The 19,540-nt window shown below is 68.0% G+C and carries 20 protein-coding genes; 8 read left to right on the forward strand and 12 right to left on the reverse strand.

All coding sequences use genetic code 11. The annotated features are described in order from the left end of the window. Positions 1 to 96 precede the first annotated feature (96 nt). From IB230_RS13355 to pyk, 4 genes are all read right to left on the reverse strand, one after another. The gene (locus IB230_RS13355; RefSeq protein ID WP_192272970.1) at positions 97 to 1,188 is read right to left on the reverse strand and encodes an HlyD family secretion protein; all 1,092 of its coding nucleotides are present in this window, start codon (positions 1,186 to 1,188) and stop codon (positions 97 to 99) included. A gap of 8 nt (positions 1,189 to 1,196) precedes the next feature. After that, a complete protein-coding gene (locus tag IB230_RS13360) occupies positions 1,197 to 1,670 on the reverse strand; it encodes a MarR family transcriptional regulator (RefSeq protein WP_192272972.1) in 474 nt (157 codons plus the stop codon). A 225-nt stretch (positions 1,671 to 1,895) separates the two neighbouring features. Continuing rightward, positions 1,896 to 2,900 (reverse strand): class I fructose-bisphosphate aldolase, encoded by a 1,005-nt coding sequence (locus tag IB230_RS13365; protein ID WP_192272974.1) that lies wholly within the window; start codon positions 2,898 to 2,900, stop codon positions 1,896 to 1,898. A 137-nt stretch (positions 2,901 to 3,037) separates the two neighbouring features. After that, positions 3,038 to 4,507, reverse strand: a complete 1,470-nt coding sequence (gene pyk / locus IB230_RS13370; RefSeq protein ID WP_192272976.1) for a pyruvate kinase — start codon at positions 4,505 to 4,507, stop codon at positions 3,038 to 3,040. Positions 4,508 to 4,521: 14 nt separating this feature from the next. Here pyk and IB230_RS13375 point away from each other — a divergent pair, with 14 nt between their 5' ends. Beyond that, complete coding sequence (locus IB230_RS13375) at positions 4,522 to 4,767, forward strand: hypothetical protein (RefSeq protein WP_192272978.1); 246 nt, start codon at positions 4,522 to 4,524, stop codon at positions 4,765 to 4,767. 17 nt (positions 4,768 to 4,784) lie between these two features. Here the strand turns inward: IB230_RS13375 and IB230_RS13380 are convergent, their stop codons facing one another. The 5 genes from IB230_RS13380 to gap form a co-directional block, all read right to left on the reverse strand. Continuing rightward, positions 4,785 to 5,426, reverse strand: coding sequence for an HAD hydrolase-like protein (locus IB230_RS13380; RefSeq protein WP_192272980.1), 642 nt, complete (start codon positions 5,424 to 5,426; stop codon positions 4,785 to 4,787). Then, positions 5,423 to 6,598 (reverse strand): phosphoglycerate kinase, encoded by a 1,176-nt coding sequence (locus IB230_RS13385; protein ID WP_192272982.1) that lies wholly within the window; start codon positions 6,596 to 6,598, stop codon positions 5,423 to 5,425. The genes IB230_RS13380 and IB230_RS13385 overlap by 4 nt, the downstream gene beginning before the upstream one ends. Positions 6,599 to 6,669: 71 nt before the next feature. Further along, complete coding sequence (locus IB230_RS13390) at positions 6,670 to 8,028, reverse strand: DUF3999 family protein (RefSeq protein ID WP_192272984.1); 1,359 nt, start codon at positions 8,026 to 8,028, stop codon at positions 6,670 to 6,672. After that, positions 8,025 to 10,754 carry a DUF2339 domain-containing protein gene (locus IB230_RS13395; protein ID WP_192273930.1) on the reverse strand — a complete coding sequence of 910 codons (2,730 nt, stop codon included), beginning with the start codon at positions 10,752 to 10,754 and terminating at the stop codon, positions 8,025 to 8,027. The genes IB230_RS13390 and IB230_RS13395 overlap by 4 nt, the downstream gene beginning before the upstream one ends. A 224-nt stretch (positions 10,755 to 10,978) precedes the next feature. Beyond that, the gene (gene gap, locus IB230_RS13400) at positions 10,979 to 11,983 is read right to left on the reverse strand and encodes a type I glyceraldehyde-3-phosphate dehydrogenase (RefSeq protein WP_192272991.1); all 1,005 of its coding nucleotides are present in this window, start codon (positions 11,981 to 11,983) and stop codon (positions 10,979 to 10,981) included. A gap of 163 nt (positions 11,984 to 12,146) precedes the next feature. Between gap and IB230_RS13405 the strand changes: the two genes are divergently transcribed. The 7 genes from IB230_RS13405 (at position 12,147) to IB230_RS13435 (ending at position 16,909) form a co-directional block, all read left to right on the forward strand. After that, a complete protein-coding gene (locus IB230_RS13405) occupies positions 12,147 to 12,767 on the forward strand; it encodes an OmpW family outer membrane protein (RefSeq protein ID WP_192272993.1) in 621 nt (206 codons plus the stop codon). 64 nt (positions 12,768 to 12,831) lie between these two features. Next, complete coding sequence (locus IB230_RS13410) at positions 12,832 to 13,647, forward strand: S1/P1 nuclease (RefSeq protein WP_192272995.1); 816 nt, start codon at positions 12,832 to 12,834, stop codon at positions 13,645 to 13,647. A 28-nt stretch (positions 13,648 to 13,675) separates the two neighbouring features. Further along, positions 13,676 to 14,170 (forward strand): hypothetical protein, encoded by a 495-nt coding sequence (locus IB230_RS13415; protein WP_192272997.1) that lies wholly within the window; start codon positions 13,676 to 13,678, stop codon positions 14,168 to 14,170. 28 nt (positions 14,171 to 14,198) lie between these two features. Beyond that, entirely contained in the window at positions 14,199 to 14,987 is a 789-nt protein-coding gene (gene modA, locus IB230_RS13420) for a molybdate ABC transporter substrate-binding protein (RefSeq protein WP_192272999.1), read from the forward strand. 7 nt (positions 14,988 to 14,994) lie between these two features. Beyond that, the gene (gene modB / locus IB230_RS13425) at positions 14,995 to 15,696 is read left to right on the forward strand and encodes a molybdate ABC transporter permease subunit (RefSeq protein WP_192273001.1); all 702 of its coding nucleotides are present in this window, start codon (positions 14,995 to 14,997) and stop codon (positions 15,694 to 15,696) included. Continuing rightward, positions 15,696 to 16,313 (forward strand): ATP-binding cassette domain-containing protein, encoded by a 618-nt coding sequence (locus IB230_RS13430; protein WP_192273010.1) that lies wholly within the window; start codon positions 15,696 to 15,698, stop codon positions 16,311 to 16,313. Before modB ends, IB230_RS13430 begins: the two co-directional genes overlap by 1 nt. A gap of 38 nt (positions 16,314 to 16,351) precedes the next feature. Further along, positions 16,352 to 16,909 carry a flavin reductase family protein gene (locus IB230_RS13435; protein ID WP_192273012.1) on the forward strand — a complete coding sequence of 186 codons (558 nt, stop codon included), beginning with the start codon at positions 16,352 to 16,354 and terminating at the stop codon, positions 16,907 to 16,909. Between the two features lie 13 nt (positions 16,910 to 16,922). On the opposite strand, the gene IB230_RS13440 is transcribed toward IB230_RS13435, so the two are convergent. The 3 genes from IB230_RS13440 to IB230_RS13450 are packed head-to-tail and all read right to left on the reverse strand — an operon-like array spanning position 16,923 to position 19,466. Continuing rightward, positions 16,923 to 17,432 carry a hypothetical protein gene (locus IB230_RS13440; protein ID WP_192273014.1) on the reverse strand — a complete coding sequence of 170 codons (510 nt, stop codon included), beginning with the start codon at positions 17,430 to 17,432 and terminating at the stop codon, positions 16,923 to 16,925. Between the two features lie 11 nt (positions 17,433 to 17,443). Next, entirely contained in the window at positions 17,444 to 19,108 is a 1,665-nt protein-coding gene (locus IB230_RS13445) for a TonB family protein (RefSeq protein ID WP_192273016.1), read from the reverse strand. Next, on the reverse strand, positions 19,098 to 19,466 hold the full coding sequence (locus tag IB230_RS13450; protein ID WP_192273018.1) for a BlaI/MecI/CopY family transcriptional regulator: 369 nt from the start codon (positions 19,464 to 19,466) through the stop codon (positions 19,098 to 19,100). The genes IB230_RS13445 and IB230_RS13450 overlap by 11 nt, the downstream gene beginning before the upstream one ends. Positions 19,467 to 19,540 lie beyond the last annotated feature (74 nt).

The raw sequence follows: 19,540 nt of genomic DNA on the forward strand, positions 1-19,540 counted from the left end.
AGAGGTCACCCGGGGCGCGGCGTCAGCGGGGCCGGGCCCCACCACAGTGCCCTCGCCCGCGTCCGCACACGCCCGGGATGACATGGAAACAGGACCTCAGCGCGCGGCGGTGGCGCGGCTGGAGGCGGTACCGCCATCGCGCAGCTCGACGTGCACGTCGGCGCTCATGCCGGCGCGCAGCTGCGGCGCGTCGGCAGCCGCGCTGTCGATCTCGAGGCGCACGGGGATGCGCTGCACGATCTTCACCCAGTTGCCGGTGGCGTTCTGCGGCGGCAGCACGCTGAACTCGGCGCCGGAGGCGGGCGCGATCGAAGCCACGTGCGCCTTCCACTTCACGCCGGGATAGGAATCGACTTCGATGGTCGCGGCCTGGCCGACCTGCATCTTGGTCAGCTCGGTTTCCTTGAAGTTCGCTTCCACCCAGATCGGCGAGGTCGCGACCAGCGGCATCGCGGTCTGGCCGACGTTGATGTATTCGCCCACCTGCAGGTCGTGCAGACCGACGATGCCGTCGACCGGCGCGCGGACCTCCGCGTGCGCCAGGTCGAGCTTGGCCTTGGCCAGCATCGCCATCGCGGCGCGGTACTCCGGCAGGTCCTGCGTCGGCGTACCCGGGCTGCCGCTCAACGAGGCGGTAGCTTCCGACTGCGAGGCGATGGCGTCGGCCAGGTCAGTGCGCGCTTCGGCGACGGCATGGCGCGCGTCGTCCAGCATCTTGCGCGAGACCAGCTGCTGGCCGGCGAGCTGCTGCATGCGCTGGAAGTCGCGCTGCGCCCACGCCAACGTCTCGCGCGCAGCCTGGATCGAGGTACCCGTGCCGACGACCTTGGCGCGGCTGGCGCTGGCGCTGTTGGCCATGCGCGCAACCAGGGCTTCGTTCTGCGTCACCGCGATGGTCAGCGGATCGGCGTCGATGCGGAACAGCAGGTCGCCTTTCTTCACCGGCTGGTTCTGCTGCACGGCGACTTCGACCACACGGCCGCCGACCTGCGGCGCGATCAGGATGCGCTCGGCCTTGATGTAGGCGTTGTCGGTGCTGACCTCGCGGCCAGAGGCGACGTATTCCCAGCCGAAGAAGCCGGCGACGGCGAGCGGGCCGGCAACCCACAGCCACACCGGCACACGGCGACGCTTGGGAGCGGGAGTCTTGGCCGCGTTCTCGGCGGCCTCGTTGATCTTGCTGGTCATGGTGGGTATCAGCTCTTGCGGAGAGAGGAGTCGCCGCGGCTGGCGCGGTCGAGCAGGGAGAGGTTTTCGCGGATCTGGCCGAGCACCTTCAGCGCCGTGGCGAGTTCGTCGGGATCGATACCGGCCAGGCAATCCTCGCGGACGGAGGTGGCTACGGCCTCGATGTCGTGCATCACCGCATCGGACTGCGGCAGCAGATGCAGGCGCCACACGCGGCGGTCGTCCGGATCGCTGCGGCGCTCGACGAAGCCTGCTTTCTGCAGGCGGTCGACAACGCGGCCGACGGCGATCGGTTCCATGTCCATCAGATCGGCCAACTCGGACTGGGTGATGCCCTCACTCGTGTGGATGCGCTTGAGCGCACGCCACTGCACGCGGGTCAGGCCCAGATGGGCGGCGCGGCGGTCGAAGACCCGGCCGAACAACCGGCTCAGGTCCGCGATCAGGTAACCGATGGTGCTCTGGCCGGCAGGTGTCTTCATGGATGCCTATGATATAGCTGCTTAAGCAATAATGTTCATGGCGAGAAATCCCGTTCAGTCTTGGGAATGCCCAAGATCTTGTTATTCAAGGGAATTCTTCGCGCATCCTGAACAGCGCCGCCCCGCCGGGATCGCGGAACGGCGAACCGCGTGGCTCAGGACCGCCGGAAACGACGACGCCGGCACGAGGCCGGCGTCGAAGTCACTTCGCGGGGGCGAGGAGGCTTACCCCTCCCACTTGCCCAGCGCGGCCAGGCCGTTTTCCTTGGCGCGCTCGTACACCACGGCCTGGGCCTTGGCGAAGTTGCCCTTCAGGTCCTGCGACCAGAGCTTCAGCGCGGCCTGCTGCATGGCGCGGCCGTAGGAGAAGCTGAGCGGCCACGGCAGGCTGCCCAGCTGGTTCATCGCGTTGAGATGGGCGGTGGACTGCTCGTCGGTCTGGCCACCGGACAGGAACACCACGCCCGGCAGGATCGCCGGCACGGTGCTCTTCAGGCACATCACGGTGGACTCGGCCACTTCGTCGACGTCGGCCTGCTCTTCACAGTCCTTGCCGGCGATGACCATCGAGGCCTTCAGGATGGTGCCTTCCAGCAGCACGTTCTGCTCGTACAGCGCGCCGAACAGCGAGCGCAGCACGGCTTCAGTCACTTCGTAGCAGACTTCGATGTTGTGGTCGCCGTCCATCAGCACTTCCGGCTCCACCATCGGCACCAGGCCGCATTCCTGGCACAGCGCGGCGTAGCGGGCCAGCGCGTGCGCATTGGCTTCGATGCAGGTGCCGGAGGGGATGTCTTCGCCGATGGTGATGACCGCACGCCACTTGGCGAAGCGGGCGCCCAGCTTGTAGTACTCCTTCAGGCGGTCGCGCAGGCCGTCCAGGCCCTCGGTGACCACTTCACCCGGGCAGCCGGCCAGCGCGTGCGTGCCCTTGTCGACCTTGATGCCGGGGATGATGCCGTGGTCGGCCATGTACTTGGCGAACGGCACGCCGTCCTTGGTGGACTGGCGCAGGGTTTCGTCGAACAGGATGGCGCCGGAGATGTAGTCCGACAGCTTCGGCGTGGTGAGCAGCAGCTCGCGGTAGGCGCGACGGTTCTCTTCCGTGTTCTCGATGCCCACGCCCTGGAACCGCTTGGCGATGGTGGTGGTGGACTCGTCGATCGCGATGATGCCCTTGCCCGCGGCCACCATGGCCTGGGCGGTTTCGGCAAGCTGTTCGATGCTCATGGGGTTCCTGTGGCGGGGCGAAAAAGAGACCAATTATAGACCGCGCCCCGCCGGCAGCGGGCAATCGCGGTGAAGCGCGCGTCGCAGCGCGCCCGGATCCGGGAGCTGCTGGCTATGGCGCAGGGCCGAGAAACCGCTTACAGCTCGCCCAGTCCCTCGGCCTTGCCGCGCTCGCCCATCTGCAGCAGGCGCAAGGTGTTGGTAGCGCCGTGCTTCTCCATGTGGTCGCCGCTGGTGAAGATCACGCGGTCGCCTTCGGCCAGCAGTTCGCGGTCATGCAGCACGCGCATCGCATCGCGGGCGGCCTCGCGCGGCGCCAGGCCGCGGCTGTCGAACGCGATCGGGAACACGTCGCGGATCATCGCCATCTTGCGGCGCGCGCCATCGTGGCGCGAGAACGCGTAGATCGGTGCGCTGGAGCGGAAGCGCGACAGGAAGCGCGCGGTGCCGCCGGATTCGGTCATCGCGACGATCGCGCGCACCCCGATGTGCTCGGACAGGAACATCGTGGCCATGGCGATCGCCTGGTCGACGAACTCGAGGTTGCGGGGTGCCTTCTCGAAATCGGTGTCCATCTCGAACTGCTTCTCTGCGCCGAGGCAGATGCGCGCCATCGCTTCCACGGCACGCACGGGATAACTGCCCGCCGCGGTTTCCGCCGACAGCATCACCGCATCGGTACCGTCGATGACGGCATTGGCCACGTCGAGCACTTCGGCGCGCGTGGGGATCGGGCTGTCCACCATCGACTGCAGCATCTGGGTGGCGGTGATGACGACCTTGTTGCGCGCCAGCGACTCCTTGATGATCTTCTTCTGCAGGCCAGGCAGTTCGGCATCGCCGATCTCTACGCCCAGGTCGCCGCGCGCCACCATCACCACGTCGCTGGCATCGACGATCTCGGCGAGGTTCTCGATCGCCTCGGTGCGTTCGATCTTGGAGACGAGCGCGGCGTCGCAGCCATGTTCGCGCGCGATGCGGCGCGCCTCGTTCATGTCGTCGGCATTGCGGCAGAACGACACGGCGATGAAGTCGACGCCGATGTTCTCCGCCACATACGCGATCAGTTCGCGGTCGCGCTCGGTCAGCGCGCCCAGCGACAGGCCGCCGCCCTGCTTGTTCAGGCCCTTGCGGTCGGACAGCACGCCGTCGTTGAGCACGGTGCAGACGATGCGTTCGCCTTCGACCGACACCACCTTCAGCTGCATCAGGCCGTCGTCGAGCAGCAGGACGTCGCCGGCTTCCACGTCGCCCGGCAGACCGAGGTAGCTGACGCCCACCTGCGACGCATCGCCCGGGGGGGCAGCGGGATTGGCCACCAGGTCGAAGCGGTCACCGGTCTTCAGTACCACCTTGCCTTCGGCAAAGCGCTCGACGCGGATCTTCGGGCCCGGCAGGTCGGCGAGGATGCCGACTTCCGCACCCACGCGCTGCGCGGCGAGACGCACCGCCGCCGCACGCTTGGCCTGGCCGGAAGGATCGCCGTGCGAGAAGTTCAGGCGCACCACGTTGACGCCGGCGCGGAACAGGTCCTCCAGCACGCCAGGCGGGTCGGTCGCCGGTCCGAGGGTGGCGAGGATCTTGGTGCGGCGCTGGCGTTCGGTCATGGTGCGGATTCCCTGTGATCGCGCAAACGCTACCACAGCGAAACGGGACCGTTGCGACCGACAATCCCCATGTCATCAAGCTGTCCCGGGACAGCAGCGATGCCTGTTGGCGCGACCTTGTGAAAGCGCTGTTTTCAAGCACTTTCGAACGCATGCGCGACTTCGATGGACTGGTATTTTTTTGGTCTCTGCGCGCACGTCGAATGCTGCGTGCGCACACCCGACTGCGCAAAAACGGCGGCGATGAAACGCGCGTTTGACTGCGCGCGTTTTACGCTCAGGCGAACAGTGGCCGCAATTGGTCCGGTGTCGCAGCGAGATGGGTTGCGCCTGCATCACGCAACTCCTGTTCACCACCGAATCCCCACAGCACGCCGACATTGCGCATGCCGTGGTGACGCGCGCCATCGATGTCCATATGGCGGTCACCGATCATCCAGCACGCGTCCGGCGCCAACGACAGTCGCCGCAAGGCTTCGCCGATCAGGTCCTTCTTGTGGCTCAGGCGGCCATCGGCGGTCGCCCCGACGATGTCCTCGAAGCAATGCCCGAACGGCAGGTGCGCGAGGATCTTGCGCGCATGCGGCTCGTTCTTCGCCGTGACCACGGCCAAGCGGTGCCCATCCGCATGCAACGCCTCGACGGCATCGCCGATACCGGCGTAGACCTGGTGCTCGAGCCAGCCGTGCGATTCGAAACGCTCGAGATAGAGCTCGACCGCCGCTTCGACCTTCGCCGGATCGCCGAGCAACGGCATGAAGCTGGTCCGCAACGAAGGACCGATCCAGCCCCGCAGCTCGGCCTCCGTCGGCACCGGGTGCTCCAGTTGCGTCAGCGCATGCCTGATGCAACGGGTGATGCCGACCGCCGAATCGATCAGCGTGCCGTCGAGGTCGAAGAACAGCGCGTCGCGGCTCACTTGGCCCGCGCTTCCAGCGCGGCCACGGCCGGCAGCGTCTTGCCTTCCAGGAACTCCAGGAACGCACCGCCGCCGGTGGAGATGTAGCTGACGTCATCGGCGATGCCGTACTTGTCCACCGCCGCCAGCGTGTCGCCGCCACCGGCGATCGAGAACGCCTTCGACTGTGCGATGGCGTGCGCCAGCGTCTCGGTGCCCTTGCCGAAGGCATCGAACTCGAACACGCCCACCGGGCCGTTCCACACCACCGTGCCGGCGGACTTGATCAGCTCGGCGTAGCGCCGCGCGGTCTGCGGGCCGATGTCGAGGACCAGGTCGTCGGCAGCGACGGCATCGACGTTCTTCACGGTCGCGGGCGCGTCGGCGGCGAACGCCGTCGCGACCACGACGTCGGTCGGCAGCGGGATTTCGGCGCCGCGTGCCTTGGCGTCGGCATCGATCTTCTTCGCCGTGTCGATCAGGTCGGCTTCGTACAGCGACTTGCCGACCGCATGGCCTTCCGCGGCGATGAAGGTGTTGGCGATGCCGCCGCCGACGATCAGCTGGTCGACCTTGCCGACCAGGCTGGTCAGCAGCTCCAGCTTGGTGGACACCTTGCTGCCCGCCACGATGGCCAACAGCGGACGCGCCGGGTTGGCCAGCGCCTTGTCCAGGGCATCCAGTTCGGCCATCAGCAGCGGGCCGCCCGCGGCGACCGGCGCGAAGCGGATCACGCCGTGCGTCGAGGCCTGCGCGCGGTGCGCGGTGCCGAACGCATCCATGACGAATACGTCGCACAGCGCCGCGTACTTCTTCGAGAGCCCCTCGTCATCCTTGCCCTCGCCGACATTCATGCGGCAGTTCTCGAGCAGGACGATCTGGCCCGGCGCCACATCGACACCATCGACCCAGTCCTTCACCAGCGGCACGTCGACGCCCAGCAACTCGGACAGGCGCGCGGCGACCGGCGCCAGCGAATCCGCGTCGCTCCACGCGCCTTCCTTCGGACGCCCCAGGTGCGACGTGACCATCACCGCCGCGCCCTTCTGCAGTGCCAGCTTCAGCGTCGGCAGGGACGCGGTGATGCGCTGCTCGGAGGTGATGCGGCCCGCGTCGATCGGCACGTTCAGATCCTGGCGGATCAGCACGCGCTTGCCGGCGAGGTCGAGGTCGGTCATGCGGACGATGGGCATGGGAGGTCCTGGGCAGCGGGAAAGACCGCTATTGTCCCGCCTGCCCCCGCAAGCCGCAAACGAAGGACGGACTACGCCGGTGGGCGATTGCGCAACAGGCTGAAGGCGAACGCCGCCACCAGCGCCGCACCCAGCACCAGAAGCCCCCACAGCAGCCAGGTCTTCCAGTCGCGCGGCGTAGGCGGTGGAATCAGCGCGGCATCCCCGGCGAGTGCCGAGGCCGGCGACAGGTACGCCGGCGCAGGCTGCCAGTCTTCACCCCGGTCGCGGCGCAGCGCATCCACGAGGGCCGGCATCGGCACGGTCGCGCGACTCGCCCGCGCGCTGCCCGCGACCAGTGCGTAGGGCGGCGCACCTTGCGCGAGGAACACCATGACCTCCGGCCGGTAGCCCAGCCGCAGCGTCGGTACCTGGTCCGGCAACGCGCCCCTGTTTCGCAGCCGCCAGTATCGATCGCGCGCGGGCCCGCTCGACAGCGGCTGTGCGGCCGAACTGCTGGGCTGCTGGCCGGCCACCCGGTAGGCCACCCAGGGACCCGCGCGCAGGCGCCACGGCGCATCCAGCGCATCGCGGCTTTCCAGCGTCCATTCGCCGACGGCGTAGTCGTCGACCGCCAGGTCGGCGAGCGCGACCGGGTAGCGTCCATCGCTTTCGTAGGCAAAACCGTCCACGCCCTGCTCGGAAACACGGCGGCCCCGCAGTTCCGACCACAGCACGGACTGCTGCGGGTGCACTTCGTCGAGGCGCACGCGCACTTCGCGGATCGGCAAGGCCGGCGAGGCGTCGAGCGGCACGAAGCGGATGTAGCGGAGCCCGCCACGGATCGGCGCTTCGTCGCGCAGCAGGCGTTGCGAGCCGCGCTGCAGTTCCACCAGCGTCACACGCTCGTCCACCACGTCCCACGTCTGGAGATCCTGGCTGCCTTCCACGCGGTAGCGGGCTTCGCGCGGCGTTCCCGGGTCCCAGGTGAATTCCAGCGCCTCGGCGTTGTAACGGATGCCGCTGAGATCTACGAGGAACGCACGCGCGGGACCCGCCGCGCTGCTGCCGCCGCCATCGGCTTCGATGCGGACGATGCGCCCGTTCTCGCCGAACTGCGCCGATACGCGCGAAGGAGCATCGTCATCCTGCGGCGAGGCCGGCAGCGGGAACCACGGCACCACGATGCGTCGTGCCGGCAACGCCGTGGGTTGTTCCGGTCCGAACAGCGCTGCGGCGACCGGCTTTCCGTTCGCATCCAGCACGTCGATGTCGCGCAGGTCGGGCCACGCAGTCGTCGTGTAGACATCACGATCCAGCACCGCACGGTAGGCGCCCGCCTGTTCGGTCGACAACGCCAGCGGCCAGCGCTTCGCATAGGGCGCCGGTTCGGGCGCCTGCGCAGCGGCGATCGCGGGCAGCAGCCCCAGGACGATCAGGACCTTCTTCATGCAGCCGACTCCTCGTTCTCGACGCGACGCGGCGGTGCCGGCGCCAGATACCCCACCACCGTGCAGAGCAGGCCGTAGGCAATGAACGAACCAATGCCGAGCAGGTTGCCAAGATGTTGCCGATCGACGAACACCAGCTTCGCCAGCACCACGCCCATCAGCACCGCACCGCCCAGCCACAGCATGCGCTGGCCACGACGCGAGCCGATCACCCAGCCCAGCACGCCCAGCACGCTCCAGGTGACCGTTAGACTGGTCTGCGCCAGGCTGCCGGACACCAGACTGTCGTTCCACGGCACACCGCCCCAATGGTGGACGGCATGCAGCACCACCGAGGTGATCCACACGAAGGCCAGCGACGACAGGAGGACGATGCGCGCCGGCGGCAACGCGCGTTCCTCCGGCATCCACCAGCACAACAGCAGCACCAGCGTGCCGAGCTGTGCCAGCTCCAGCGGATTCAACACCGGAATCCAGGGCAACGGCGTGGCATCGCCAGCGAGGAACAGCGACACCAGCCACCACAGGCCGAGTGCGGCGAACAGCACGCCCAGCAGCGGTGTACGCCATCCGCCAAAACGCTCGCCGAGCGGCGCGGCCAGCCACGTCCAGCGGAACAAGGCGAGCGCGACGACCACCAGCCACGGCAGCGCGATCAGGCCCGCCTGCCAGCCATCGCCCATGCCTTCCACATGATCCGGCAACCAGGCCAGCAGCAGACTGGCCACCAGCGGCCACACCAGCCACCACACGAACTGCGCGGCGCCGGCGAGACGGTGTTCGCTGTCGCGCAGGCACATCAGGCTGCGTACGCCCATCACCGCATAGGCCAGCCAGGCCCAGGCACCGTATCCGGCGAAGGGTTGCTGGTGCACGTCGGATTGCCACAGCGCGAACAGCCCGGCGGACGCCAACCCGGCCAGCGTGGTCCACGCCAGCGCGGTGGCGGGACGCCGGCGATGGACTTCCGCGGCGAGCCAGCCGGTGAGCGCGATGAACACCAGCATGGCGTCGGGCTCGTCACGACGTGCGAGATACTCGACGATCTCGACCATGCCGTTGCCCAGCCACCAGGCGAGTGCCCACAGGCAATACACCAGTGCAACGCCATGGCTGCGTGCGCGGTAAGCCCAGGCGCTGGCGAAACCCGCCACCGCGATCAGCAACGCGCTCATGAACGCCGCGTTGGCGAACATCGGCGCAACGGCCGTGACCTCATGCCACGACATCACGTCGACGCGCGCGATGAAGAACGCCACCGCCGCGGCGAGCTGCAGGCCCGCGCCGGTCAGCTGCGGCAGCAGGCGCGACTGCCGCAGGCCCAACCAGGCCAGCGCCGCGCCTTCCAGCGCGAACACACACGCCGTGGCCTGCGCCGACAGCGCCAGCGGCACCGACAGCGTGGCGAAGCCGACCGCCAGCAGCGCGTACGACTGCGCGAGCACGTCGTAGTTCGCGCGACGGCGCAACGCCCACGACAGCCCCGCATACAGCACACCCAGGCCCAGCGCACAGAACGCCAGCGGCAGGCGGCTGTCCTCGAAGCTGCCACCCTGCATCAGGCCCGCTTGCAGCGAGAACGCCACCAATGGCATACCGAACACCAGGCAGCCATCGATGAAGTCGCGACGACTGGCCGGCTGGCGTCGCGCGAACAACAGCGGGATCAGCAGGTAGAACACGAAGAACAGCGCAAGGAACGGCTGCGTGCTGGCGTACTTCTGCGGGTCATAGTCGAACAGGCCCCACGCCGTGCCGATGCCGAACGTGAAGACGAAACCGAGCAGGTTCAGTACGCGCCACGACTTGTACCAGGCGATGCCGACGATGGCCGCGTTCAACACCGCGTAGTACGAGAACAAAGCCACGTGATTGCCGCTGCCGGTCGACAACCAGATCGGCGCGAGGAAGCCGGCGAGAAGCGCGAACACGGCCAGCGACTTCGCATCCTGCAGTACGGCCAGCATGCCTGCACCGGCGACCAGCACGATACTCAGTGCAAACGCCGCCCCCGCCGGCATCACGCCGAAGATCTTGAACGCGCCGAACACCACCAGCAGCAGCACGCCGATGGCGCCGCCCTGCAGGCTCAGCGCGAAGGTGCGGTTGCTTTCGCGCTTGCGCCACGCGAACACCAGCGCGCCCAGCGCCGCGGCGGCGATGCCTGCCAAGCGCAGCTCCGGCGGCAGCGAGAACCAGCCCTGGTCGGCGCCGTACTTCAGCAACGCGGCCACGCCGGCGAACAGCACCAGCACACCGATCTTCACCGGCACGTTGCCCACGGTGAACCAGCGTTGCACCGCGCGAATCGCGAGGGTGAACACGTCAGGCGTCGCGGGACGGGACGGCGTCTCGGCGCGCGGCGGACGCGGCGGCAACGGAAGAGCGGGCGCCGCGGGAGCCACAGGAGGAGGCGTGGGCGTGGGCCGCTGTGGCGGGATGGGCGGTGGCGCTGAGGCCTGTGGCGGTCGCGGACCCTCGGCGCGCGACACCGGTGGAGGCACCGTCCGCACCAGCTCCGCCAGTGTGGGATCCGAGGGGGCAGTGGCCGTGTCGGACCGCGCCGGCGACACCGCAGGTGCGACGTAGGCGCTGTGCAGGTTGTCCACCTGCCGCTCTAGCTCCGTGACCCGGCGCTTCAGTCCACTGATCGCGACCAACGCCACGATCAGCAGTACCGGCACCGCCAGCACGGCCAGGCCAAGCAACACCAGGATTCCCGCCAGATCATCCATCGCCTACCCCGTCACTGCGTATTCGGTGCAAGAAGGGGCATTCCGTCCCCCGGGCCGTCCATTCAGCCTCGCCGCAGCCTCGGGCAACGCGCCGGGATTTGCAAGAATCCGAGCCGCCGGTGGCGGGATCCGGCCCGGCTCGTATCACATGGCGATACCCGAAAACGACACGGGCGCCCAAGGGCGCCCGTGCAGCACAGCGGAAACGGTGCGTCTTACTTGCCGGCGACCACGCGGACCATTTCCAGGCACTTGTTGGAATAGCCCCACTCGTTGTCGTACCAGCTGACGATCTTCACGAACGTCGGGTCCAGCGCGATGCCGGCCTCAGCGTCGAAGATGGACGTGCGGGTGTCGCCGCGGAAATCGGTGGCCACCACCTTGTCCTCGGTATAGCCCAGGATGCCCTTCAGCGCGCCCTGGCTCTGCGCCTTCATCTCGGCCTTGATCTCGTCGTACGTCGCCGGGTTCTCCAGTTCCGCGGTCAGGTCGACCACCGACACGTCGCTGGTCGGCACGCGGAACGACATGCCGGTGAGCTTCTTGTTCAACGACGGGATCACCACGCCGACGGCCTTGGCCGCGCCGGTGGACGACGGGATGATATTTTCGAGGATGCCGCGGCCGCCGCGCCAGTCCTTGTTGCTCGGGCCGTCGACGGTCTTCTGCGTGGCGGTGGCCGCATGCACGGTGGTCATCAGGCCGCGCTTGATGCCCCACTTGTCGTGCAGCACCTTCGCGATCGGGGCCAGGCAGTTGGTCGTGCACGAGGCGTTGGAGATGATGGCCTCGCCGTTGTAGGTCTCGTGGTTCACGCCGTAGACGAACATCGGCGTGTCGTCCTTCGACGGCGCCGACAGGACGACCTTCTTCGCGCCGGCATCGAGATGCTTCTGCGCGGTGGCCTTGTCGAGGAACAGGCCGGTGGATTCGATGACGAAGTCGGCGCCGACTTCGTCCCACTTCAGGTTGGCGGGGTCGCGTTCCTGGGTCAGGCGGATCTTCTTGCCGTTGACGAACAGCGCACCGCCCTCGACCTTCACGTCGCCGTCGAAGCGGCCGTGCACGGAGTCGTACTGCAGCATGTAGGCCAGGTAGTCCGGCTCCAGCAGATCGTTGATGGCGACGATCTCGATGTCGTTGCCGAAATTCTGCACGGCGGAACGCAGCACGTTGCGTCCGATGCGGCCGAAGCCGTTGATACCCACCTTGATCGACATTGCTCAGGACTCCTGCGGCCGCGCGCGGCGCGGCGGGGTTGACGGGGGCCGTCATTCTAACAGGCCGCCCCCGCCGCGAAGCCCCGTGGGCATTGATCAGGATCAAGGCATGGCGGGAAACCGGGGCAGAGACTGGCGCCACATTCCAACGAGCGTCACCACCATGAAGAAGACCCTGATCCCGATTGCCATCGCCCTCGCCCTGGGCGCCGCCGTTCCCGCCTTCGCCCAGTCCAAGGGCGACTGGACGCTGGGCGTCGGCGTGCACCAGGTCAATCCGAAGTCGGACAACGGCACCATCGCGGCCGGCACGCTGCCGCTGGAAATCGACAGCGACGTCAAGCCGACCGTGACCTTCGAGTATTTCCTGCGCGACAACCTGGGCCTGGAAGTGCTGGCCGCGCTGCCGTTCAAGCACGACATCTCGGTGAAGGGCGTGGGCAAGGTGGGCGAAACCAAGCATCTGCCGCCGACCGTCTCGCTGCAGTACCACTTCAACAGCAAGGGCAAGGTTTCGCCGCTGCTCGGCGTGGGCCTGAACTACACGACGTTCTTCAGCGAAGACACCACCGGCGCGCTCGAAGGCGCCAAGCTGAAGCTGGACGACTCGTGGGGCCTCGCCGCCCACGCCGGCCTGGATTTCAAGGTCAGCGAACGCAGCGCGGTGCGCGTGGACGTGCGCTGGGCCGACATCGACACCAAGGTCGAAGTCGAAGGCGCCAAGCTGGGCACCGCCAACATCGACCCGCTGGTGTACGGCGTGGCTTATGTCCTGAAGTTCTGAGCAGGCCGTCGATCCAGCGCCTGCGGTAAATTGGGGAACGGCCCGTGTCGGTTACAGTACCGGCATGGTCCGTTCCCTTCTTTTCTCGCTCGCCCTCGTTGTCTCCCTTGCCATGGCGCTTGCGCCCGTGCCCGCGTACGCGTGGGGCCCGCTCGGCCATCGCCTGGTCGCGCTGCTGGCGTGGGACGACCTGACCCCGCACGCACGCCGCCAGATCGAGACGCTGCTGAAAGGCGAACCCGATCCCACGCTGGCCGGGATCGCGAGTTGGGCGGACGACCTGCGCGAGAGCGACCCCGTGCTCGGCCGCAAGACGGCGCGCTGGCACTTCGTCAACATCGGCGAGCACGACTGCGACTACCAGCCTTCGCGCGATTGCCCGGGCGGCAACTGCGTGGTCGAAGCGATCCGGACGCAGACGTCCATCCTGGCGGATACGAAACGCACGCGTGCCGAACGCCTGCAGGCACTGAAATTCGTGGTGCATTTCGTCGGCGACGTGCACCAGCCGCTGCATGCGGGTTACGGCCGCGACAAGGGCGGCAACGACGTGCAGGTCAACTGGAATGGCCGCGGCACCAACCTGCACACACTGTGGGACAGCCGCATGCTGGTGACGACCGGCCGCAGCGAAGCCGACTACCTGCGTCACCTGCGCGCATTGCCGCGGCCGTCGCTGGACGCGATCGCCCTGCCGCCGCCCGCGGCAGCCTGGGCCGAGCAGTCGTGCCGTGTGGTGACCCAACCGGATTTCTATCCGCGTCGCGCCAAGCTCGAACAAACGTATGTCGACAGGCACCTGCCCATCGCCGAGCGCCAGCTGCGTGCCGGTGGCGTGGCACTGGCGGCTGTGTTGAACAAGGCGCTGGACCGGCACTGACCTTCCCCTCGACATCGCGAGATCGCACATGACGCTCCGCCCCTGTCTCCCGCTCCTGATCGCGATCTGCCTGGTTGCTCCGGCACTGTCCGTCCGCGCGCAGTCGCATGCCGCTCACGCGCCCTCCACACCATCGCCCGGCCCCGTGGAGCTGCCATGGCACGCGGACCTGCTGCAGGGCCTGCCACGTCACGCGGTCAGCATGGACGTGCACGGTACGCCGCTGCAGTGCAGTGGCGTGGATCTCGTCGACGTGCTGCGGCGCGCCGGCGCGATGCCCACCGATCCGTTGCGCGGCGCGCACCTCGCCCGCCGCGTGGAAGTGCGCGCGCGTGATGGCTACACGGTCGTGTTCTCGCTGGGCGAACTGGATCCGACCCTCGGCAAGGAGCGCGTCTATGTGGCCGACGAATGCGATGGCAGGCCGCTGCCGGCCGAGGCCGGTCCGGCCCGGCTGCTGATTCCCGGCGACTCACGCCCTGCCCGCAGCGCGCGCCAGATCCAGACCTTCGTCATCGAGTAGTCCTCTCTTCCCCACAGGAGTCGTTCGCATGAACCTGTCCGCGTTGCTCCGTCCCACCGTCGCCGCTGTCTTCCTGCTCGCCGCCGCCTTCGCCCCGACCGCCGTGCGCGCGCAGGACGACACGGGCCTCACGGTTTTCGCCGCCGCCAGCCTGAAGGAATCGCTGGACGAGGCCGCCGCCGCCTACCAGAAGCAGACCGGCACGCCGGTGCGCGTGTCGTATGCCGCCAGTTCGGCACTGGCACGGCAGATCGAACAGGGCGCGCCGGCCGACGTGTTCTTCTCCGCCGACCTGGAATGGATGGACTACCTGCAGGAGCGCAACAAGCTGGAGACCGCCACGCGCCGCAGCCTGCTGGGCAACCAGCTGGTGCTGGTCGCACCGAAGGCGAGCAAGGCGCGAGTGGACCTGAAGCGGCCTGCGACTTTCCTCGCCGCGCTCGGCGATGGCCGGCTGGCGGTAGGACAGACGCAGACCGTGCCGGCCGGCAAGTACGCCAAGGCGTCGCTGGAATCGCTGTCGCTGTGGAACGGCGTCAAGGCACGCCTGGCCGAATCCGAAAGCGTGCGCGCGGCGCTGATGCTGGTGGCGCGTGGCGAGACGCCGCTGGGCATCGTGTACGCCTCCGATGCGAAGGCCGAACCGGCCGTGCGCGTGATCGCGACGTTCCCCGAGGACTCGCATCCCGCCATCGTCTACCCGGTAGCGGCCTTGCGCGGCACGCGTTCCGCACAGGCCACGGCCTTCGTGCAGTGGCTGGCCTCGCCTGCCGCCGATGCGATCTTCCAGCGGCGCGGCTTCGCAGTGAAGAACTGACCGGCACATGCTCGACGCGTTCTCGCCGGAGGAACTCACCGCCATCCGCCTCAGCCTGAAGGTGGCGCTGGTGGCGGCGCTCGCCAGCCTGCCGTTCGGGGTGCTGGTGGGCTGGTTGCTGGCGCGCACGCGGTTCCCCGGCAAGGCATTGCTCGATGCGGTCGTGCACCTGCCGCTGGTGCTGCCGCCGGTGGTGATGGGTTACGCGCTGCTGGTGACGCTGGGCACGCAGGGTACGGTCGGCGCGTTCCTGCAGGAACACTTCGGCATCGTGTTCGCGTTCCGCTGGACCGGCGCCGCGCTGGCCTGCGCGGTGATGGGGTTTCCGCTGATGGTGCGATCGATCCGCCTGTCGCTGGAAGCGACAGACCGGCGACTGGAGCAGGCGGCCTCCACGCTCGGCGCAGGTCCGTGGCGCGTGTTCTTCACCATCACCCTGCCGCTGGCGTGGCCCGGTCTGGTCGCCGGCAGCGTACTGGCGTTTGCGAAGGCGCTGGGCGAATTCGGCGCGACCATCACCTTCGTATCGAACATCCCCGGTGAAACGCAGACGCTGTCGTCCGCCATCTACGGACTGATGCAGGTCCCGGGCGGCGAAGCCGGCATCTGGCGACTCGCGGCGGTCGCGGTGGTGATCTCGCTGGCGGCGCTGCTGTTCTCGGAGTGGTTGGTGCGACGCCACTACACGCGCCAGGGGGAAGACAGCTGATGTTGAAGCTCGACATCGAACTCCGCCGCGGCCACTTCCATCGTCATGTCCGCATCGACGACGACGCCCGCGTGATCGCGCTGGTCGGACCCTCGGGCGCCGGCAAGACCTCGGTGCTCAATGCCATCGCCGGCCTGGTAACGCCGGTCGCGGGGCGCATCGAAGTGGATGGGCATTGCCTGTTCGACAGCGCATCGCGCATCGACGAACCCGTGCATCGCCGCCGCGTGGGTTACGTGTTCCAGGATGCGCGCCTGTTCCCGCATCTCGATGTGCGCCGCAACCTGCAGTACGGGCGCCATGGCGGGCGCGGCACGCCGCGGTTCGGCTTCGATGCCGTGGTGGAACTGCTGGGCATCGCGCCCTTGTTGGGGCGCCGCACGCGCAATCTCTCCGGCGGCGAAGCACAGCGTGTGGCGATCGGCCGCGCGTTGCTGTCGCAGCCCTCGCTGCTGCTGTTCGACGAGCCACTGTCTGCACTGGACCAGGCGCGTCGCGAGGAATTGATCCCCTATCTGCAGCGCGTGCGCGACGAGATCCGCCTGCCCATCGTCTACGTCAGCCACCACCCTGACGAAGTCCGCCGCGTCGCCGACTCCATACACGCTCTCGACTGAGCTGCGCGTAGGCTGCTGCCGGACACCGGAGCCGCCGCATGAGCAAACAGCGCTGGAAGACCCTTCCGCCCGACCAGGCACGGCGCTACCTCGAGCCCGGCCCTGTCGTGCTGCTCAGCACGGCGCACCGGGACGAGCGTGCGATCATGACGCTGGGCTGGCACATGATGCTGGGCTACGACCTGGTCGGCACGTATCTCTGGCAGGCGAACCGCAGCCACGCCCTGGCCCGCGCCAGCCGCGAGTGCGTGATCAACCTGCCGACGGAGGACCTGCTGGACACGGTGGTGCGGATCGGCAACTGCAGCAGCACCGAGCAGGACAAGTTCGAGCGCTTCGGCCTGACCGCGCTGCCCTCGCGCGCAGTGGGAGCACCAGGCATCGCGGAGTGCCATGCGCGCTTCGAATGCCGCCTGCACGAGACCCGCATCACCGCCGACTACCCACTCTTCGTGTGGCGCATCGTCCACGCGCATGTCGCCACCTCGCCTCGCCTGCCGCGCACCGTGCATTACCGGGGCGATGGCCGCTTCATGGTGTCGGGCCGTGAGGTCTCCCGCCGTCGCCTGTTCCGACCAGACATGCTCGAACAGTGAACCCCGGGAAGCATTACCGTTTCGCCGCAGCGACGCGCTGCCTGCCTTCGCGGATCTCGAACGTGAAGGCGTAGGCCAGCGAGACCGGCACCACCCGTGACTGCACGGCGGCGCCTGCACAGCCATATCCGTTCCAGTCGCGGTCGCGCGTGGCCGCATCGGGATAGTCGCAGAACAGCGCAGGATCGAATCGCCAAGAGGAGACCGTCGCAAGCGCGATGTCCCGCAGCGCCGGCTGCAATACCGGATCGCTGCATCCTTCCTGCGCGAGCGGCCCCACCTCGGTCGCCCGACCCTCTTCGTCTACCACGAAGGCGACGCACAGCGTCACCGGTGCGAGTTCCCGCGGCATGCCCTCCGCGGGAAACACCGGTGCCGCGTTGTCCTTCGGCACCGGGTACACGAACGCCTGGTGGGCGGCCATGTCGTAACGCGCGGCGGAAGCAGGCAACAGCATCCGCTGGTCAATGCTGTCGATGCGGTGCGCGCATCCACTGGCCAGTGCCATGACCAGTGCGCTCATCGTGGCGCGCCTCAACGCGTTTGCGCCAGCCGCATGCCGCAATCCACCACGGGCTCACGCGGGTCCTTCTGTCGCGTGGCGTCGCACGCCAGCTCGTTCGGTGCCGCGGGCTGCGCCATGTCGACCCTCGTCCATGCCAGCGGAGGATCGGTGGCGGCGTCGTTCTCATCGCGGCCATCGCCGTGGACGTCGAAGCGGATCGGCACGCGCACCCACCCCTCGACGGCAACACCGTTCTCCAGGGGCGGATCGAAGGTCCACCGCTTGGCCGCCGCCAGCGATGCTTCATCGAACACCCCTGCCGGTACAGATTTCTCCACGATCGCTTCGCGGACCCGACCGTCGGGCCCCACGCGGAGCTTCAGCATCACCTGGCCGCTCTGCTGGCGTGCCTTCGCATCGTCCGGATAGTCGGGCGCCGGCTGCCTGGACACGGCGGCCGCATCCGGACGCGGTGGCCCCGGCTGGCGGCTGACCGTCATCGCCAACGCAAAGGTGGAACTGCCATCGGCGGAGGTCACCTGGATGGCCGCTTCCCGGTCGAGTGCGGCGATCAACACAGGCGACGACACCATGGCGCCATCGACATGCAGAGCGCCCTCGATCTTCACCTGGTCGCCCGCCTTTGGCGTGACGACCATCTGGAGGCGCCATTCGCGCCCGGCCTTCGTACTGGTCACGATGCCCACCGGACGACCAGGACCATCGCGAAGGGAGAGCGACTGCTTTTCACCATCGACATCGAGCATGGCGGCGATGCGGTAATGGAAATCCTCACCGCCGGGCAGTGCGGTGGCAGGCTGTGCCGCCCATGCGGCCATCGCGGAGGCCGCAACGGACACGAGGACGAACGCGCTGGCGACGACTCGACGCATGCGGGTGGGCAGAGGTTGTCTGAGCATGGCAATCCTTTCCTTGAGCGGATGGTGATTCGACCAATGACAGCCGACCGGCAATGGCGCGCCGGCAAGCTGGGCTTTCAGCATCGCCTCGCCGTAGGCGCGGCGCGCGGCCGGGTGCCGGGCCATGACCATGGCATCGCAGGCGAATTCCTGGTCCAGCCGATGCAGCCGTGCGGCCACGTGGACCAGCGGGTTGAACCAGAACAGGCAGCGCATCACCGACGCGAGCAGGTTGGCGACCAGGTCGCCGCGCCGGATATGCAGGCGCTCATGGCAGAGCACCAACACCTGTTCTTCTTCGGTGTAGCGGCTGCGGAAGTCCGCAGGCACCACGATCCTCGGCCGCAGCACCCCGAGCGCAGCGGGCAGGCCCTGGTCCGCCGTGGCGGACAGCACGCCTGGCGATGCCTCCGACATCCGCCCCAGCCCGCGCGTGAAGCGGCGCTGCTGCGTCAGCAGAGCCATCATCGTCATCGCCACACCCGCGCCCCAGACCACCAACCACCAGGCCACCGGCCAGGGCATCGACAGTGCGGGTGTCGCCTGCACGGAGACGGGGAGTACGGTCACCAGCGGCTCCGCCCATTGGATCTCTGTCGTGCGTGCCGGCAGCAGGACGGCCGCACAGGCCAACGGCACGCAGGCCCACAAGGCATGCGCGGCGACGGCGCCCAGGTGACGTCGTGTTGGCGCGCGTAGCGCCACCACCAGCAGGATCGCCAGTGTGGTCGCCACGGTGGACTCGACCAGCGCCATCGTCAGCTCACCGGTCATCGTCGAGCTCCGCGATCAGGCGCTTCAGTTCGGCGATATCGGCGGGCGACAGCTTGCGCTGCTCGCTGAAGTGCGCCACCAGCGGCGCCACCCGCCCGCCGAAAAGCCGGTCGACGAGGCTCGTGCTCTGCTCCGCCAGCCAGGCATCACGCGCCAGTACGGGGGAATAGAGATAACGCCTTCCCTCCTTGTCCGCACGGATCGCACCCTTGTTGAGCAGCCGGTTCAACAGGGTCTTGACCGTGGGCTCGGCCCACTCGGCCCGACCGGCGAGCGCCGCGACGACGTCTTCCGCCGTGGCGGGATGTCGGCGCCAGAGAACGTCCATCACCACCGCTTCGGCTTCACTGATCGACATGCGTTTACGCCTGTAATTTTTATTGATTACGCCCGTAATCGGATTCGATGTCAACCCTGCGGTGCGACCAATCG

The sequence above is a fragment of the Pseudoxanthomonas sp. PXM01 genome (genome assembly GCF_014851815.1).
Classification (GTDB): domain Bacteria; phylum Pseudomonadota; class Gammaproteobacteria; order Xanthomonadales; family Xanthomonadaceae; genus Pseudoxanthomonas_A.